Origin of the sequence: Atribacter sp., from assembly GCF_035418125.1 — a bacterium.
In the GTDB taxonomy this organism is placed as follows: Bacteria; Atribacterota; Atribacteria; order Atribacterales; family Atribacteraceae; genus Atribacter; species Atribacter allofermentans.
Genome location: NZ_DAOLQM010000218.1, coordinates 1 through 3,828, shown reverse-complemented (window position 1 = coordinate 3,828; position 3,828 = coordinate 1). Strand labels below are relative to the sequence as shown.

Annotated in this window: 3 protein-coding genes; 2 read left to right on the top strand and 1 reads right to left on the bottom strand. The window is 36.4% G+C overall.

The window, feature by feature from the left end; translation table 11 throughout:
- Positions 1-849, top strand: an 849-nt coding sequence (locus tag PLK24_RS09460) for a thiamine pyrophosphate-binding protein (protein WP_324478532.1), incomplete at its 5' end; no start/stop codon positions are given.
- A 247-nt stretch (positions 850-1,096) separates the two neighbouring features.
- On the opposite strand, the gene PLK24_RS09455 is transcribed toward PLK24_RS09460, so the two are convergent.
- Positions 1,097-1,864, bottom strand: a complete 768-nt coding sequence (locus PLK24_RS09455) for an outer membrane protein assembly factor BamD (RefSeq protein WP_324478530.1) — start codon at positions 1,862-1,864, stop codon at positions 1,097-1,099.
- 251 nt (positions 1,865-2,115) lie between these two features.
- Between PLK24_RS09455 and PLK24_RS09450 the strand changes: the two genes are divergently transcribed.
- Positions 2,116-3,495, top strand: a complete 1,380-nt coding sequence (locus PLK24_RS09450) for an MATE family efflux transporter (RefSeq protein ID WP_324478528.1) — start codon at positions 2,116-2,118, stop codon at positions 3,493-3,495.
- Positions 3,496-3,828 lie beyond the last annotated feature (333 nt).

The following is a 3,828-nucleotide window of genomic DNA, read 5'->3' as shown; positions in this document are numbered from 1 at the left end:
AATGAAGAATTCCAAACCGGTATCTGGAAACTCTTCCCTAAAAATGCAAAATTTATTCAAATTGATATCGAGTCCTTTGAAATGAGTCGTAACTGGATTCCTGATGTCCCAATTTTAGGAGATGCCAAGACTGTTTTAGCCTCAATTTTAGAAAGCATTAAAAGTTTGGATTCACCAGAGTGGGAAAGAAGAAAAGAAAATAATTCAAAAATGAAGCAGGATTATGAAGCCCAAGTTTTTGAAGAATGCCAAAAAAGTAATCAAGTCCCAATTAAAAGTAAAAGAGTTGTCTATGAAATCAATCAAGTATTTGGGAGAAATACCATCATGGTTCATGAGAATGGCAGTCAGGACCTTTGGACCTATTATAGCCCTTACTATCGCGTTCTCGATCGAAATGGTAATGTCGCTCCCGGAGAGCAAACCTGTATGGGTTCAGGAGTATCCGGAGCCGTAGGAGTGAAACTTGCCAATCCAGATAAAAAGGTAGTTTGTGTCACTGGAGACGGTGCTTTCCAAATGTATAATCAGGATGTGCCAACCGCTGTCCAATATAATGCTCCAATAACCTGGGTGATCCTAAATAGCTTTAGCTTAGGTTGGACCAAACTGGGACAAAAAGATTTAGGCGAGCGTTATATTGCCACTGATTTTACTGTCCAGCCAGATTTTGTACAGATGGCTCATTCTTACCGGTGTTATGGCGAAAGAGTTGAAAAACCAGAAGATATCCACAATGCCTTAAAAAGAGCATTAAAAGCTAACGAATCAGGTCAATCAGCCATTCTTGATTTTATTGTTGACTACGAAGACGTAGCCGAAGGTTTTAAAGCGTATAAGAAGCTTTGATTGATCAAAGCTACCTTTTTCAGCTTCCCCTATTCCATTTTTCCTCTCTCCCGGTAGGAGCGGGTTAAGTGGAGGGGGAAGCTGTTTTATTCTCATCAAACCTTAACTTTAAAACATTAAACCAGAATCTTAATCTAGGCTTTCATCCTCATCCCAACCTTTTCCATCAAGGAAGAAGATGATTAAAAGCGTCATTACGAGGAGCGCAGCCATGTTGGTTGGAAAAATAGATATAATTTTATCTCCTTTATTCTTTCATCCATTCTGATTTGGAAAAAATAATCTCTCCCCACTCCCAACCAAATAAACCTTCTTTAATAAGAAGGTAAAGTAAATCAAAATCTGGGTAATGTGAATCTTTCCAATTATTTATTTCTAATGCCCATTGATCTTCCCAAATTTCTACTGGTTCTTTCACTGACCAATTAGAATTTTTATAAGCTGCCTTTAAATAAAGGAATAAATCATCAGAATTGGTCAGAAAAGGCTCGCTAAACATTGTTCCAATATAACAATCGCCCTTTTTGAGAAGAAATCTGATCTGTTCTTGGTCAAAAGTTGAAAAGGCTGATTTTAATTCGGTGAAAAGTGCTTCACGGCTTTGACGAGCCCAAGTTGGTTTGGAGGTAAGGTAATCAATACGAAGTTGGGAAAATTGAGCATAAGAATAATAAGGGTGGTCATCATAGGTAGAAGGATCAAGAGTCATTATTGCTTCATATTGAGTGATAGCATCTTTAAATTGCTTCATTTTTTCGTAAATTGTTGCTTTTTGAATCATAACGTTCACTCTGTCTCGGCTGAAAGGATATTTTTCTAAGATGGTATTGAGTAAGGTTAAGGCATCATTATAATTTTCATTGAAAGAGAATTCATAGACAATTTGCATAGCTTCATGAATCTGTCCTCTATCAATGAATAAAAGACCATCATACAGAGAATCCATTCCGAAAGCATTAGGAATGATAATAATTAAAAGCAAAAATAACCAAACAATTTGAGTTTTCATTCTCATTGAATCGTATCCCCCTATCTTTGGTTATTGCAAGTATAGTTTATATTTTTTCTTACACTTTACTATTTCACAACCAATAACAAAACACCGAATTGCCCTAAATCCCCCTTGTAAATATTTTTATATTCTGATATCATAATGGTTTTAATATTCTCTTTAAAGTATTGAACCATAATTTATAATCTCTCTTAAAGTATCAAAAATCGAGAGTATTTTATTCGCTATTTATTTTTTGAAAGGAAGTTTTAAAAATGGACCATTCAGCACAGCTTCGGGACACAAAAATATCAACCTTATTGTGGCGGTTTTCTATTCCAGCCATAGTAGGCATGTTAGTCAATGCCCTGTATAACATTGTTGACCGGATTTATGTTGGTCAAGGCGTTGGTTCACTTGGTATTGCTGGAATTGCAATCGGTTTCCCTTATATGATGCTCATGATGTCCTTTGGGATGTTAGTGGGCATGGGATCAACTGCATTAGTCTCGATCAAATTAGGTGAAAGAAAAAAGGAAGAAGCTGAGCGAACTTTAGGTAATGCTTTCATATTGATAGTTTTAATTTCAATTGGATTATCAGTAATTGGTTTATTATTTATCAAGCCAATCTTAGTTATTTCGGGTGGGAGTGAAACCGTCCTCCCCTATGCCATAGATTATTTAAGAATAATCCTTATTGGTGGGATATTCAGTGGCATAGGATTTGGTTTGAATAACATCATCCGGGCTGAAGGAAATCCTCGCACCGCTATGTCGACCATGTTAATTGGTGCACTGTTGAATACCATTTTAGACCCAATTTTTATCTTTTGGTTTGGATGGGGTATTAAAGGAGCAGCGATCGCTACCATCTTATCGCAATTGGTTTCAGCGGTTTGGGTGCTGAGATATTTTCTTAGTGGAAAAAGCACCTTACATTTCCAGGCTAAAAACCTCAAGCTATTTATGCCAATTGTTTCGAAAATATTAGCAATTGGAACGGCACCTTTTGTGTTACAAATGGGAACAACTCTGCTCTATGTTATCCTTAATAATTTTTTGAACCAATATGGTGGAGATACCGCTATTTCGGTAATGGGAATTATCAACAGTATCAATATGCTGATACTCATGCCAATTTTTGGAATTAACCAGGGTGCTCAGCCTATTATTGGTTATAACTTTGGGGCACAACAATTTGATCGGGTAAAGGAAACAGTTAAAACTGCCAGCTTATCGGCTACCGGTGTGGTGATCCTGGGTTTTATTTTTTTAATGGCTTTTCCCCAGCAGTTCATCATGCTTTTTAATAAAACTGATCTGGAACTAATATCAATGGGAACCAGAGCTATGAGAATAATACAGCTTATGTTGCCAGTGGTTGGCTTCCAGGTGGTAGGAACCGGGTATTTCTTTGCGGTCGGGAAAGCCAAAGAGGCTATGTTTTTAAGCCTTATTCGTCAATTACTCATATTATTACCGTTAGTAGTTCTTCTTCCTCGGTTTTTCGGATTAGACGGTATTTTTATAGCAGCACCGATTTCTGATGGTTTATCTTTTGTTTTAACTGCAATTTTTTTAGGTATTGAATATAAAAAATTAGATCAAAAACAATTGGAAACTTTTGCTAAAGTCAACATGGAAGTATCTTAAAAAAATGAGATCAGCTTAAAGCCTGAGACAAAAGCTAATATATTTCTCTCAGGCTTTATTGAAAGATACCCAACCTGGATTTGAGTCTGGGTTTACACCCTCATACCCTAACCTTCATCCAATCGTCTCCTTATTTTTTGATAGCATTGGGGGTCTCATCATTTTAAAGAATTTATAAATAATAAAAAAGTGTTTATACCCTCCTCTTTTTCTATCCTGAAAATACTATACTGAAATTACTGGAATAAGTGAAATGTGATGTAACAAAAAAGAGAAAAGCACACCCCCCTGAATCCCCCCTCAATGGGGGAATAAATACAACAATTCCCCTCC

What these genes read in the sequence shown, in the direction of transcription:
- PLK24_RS09455 (WP_324478530.1), bottom strand. Translation starts at nt 1,864, where the DNA reads ATGAGAATGAAAACTCAAATTGTTTGGTTATTTTTGCTTTTAATTATT.
- PLK24_RS09450 (WP_324478528.1), top strand. Translation starts at nt 2,116, where the DNA reads ATGGACCATTCAGCACAGCTTCGGGACACAAAAATATCAACCTTATTG.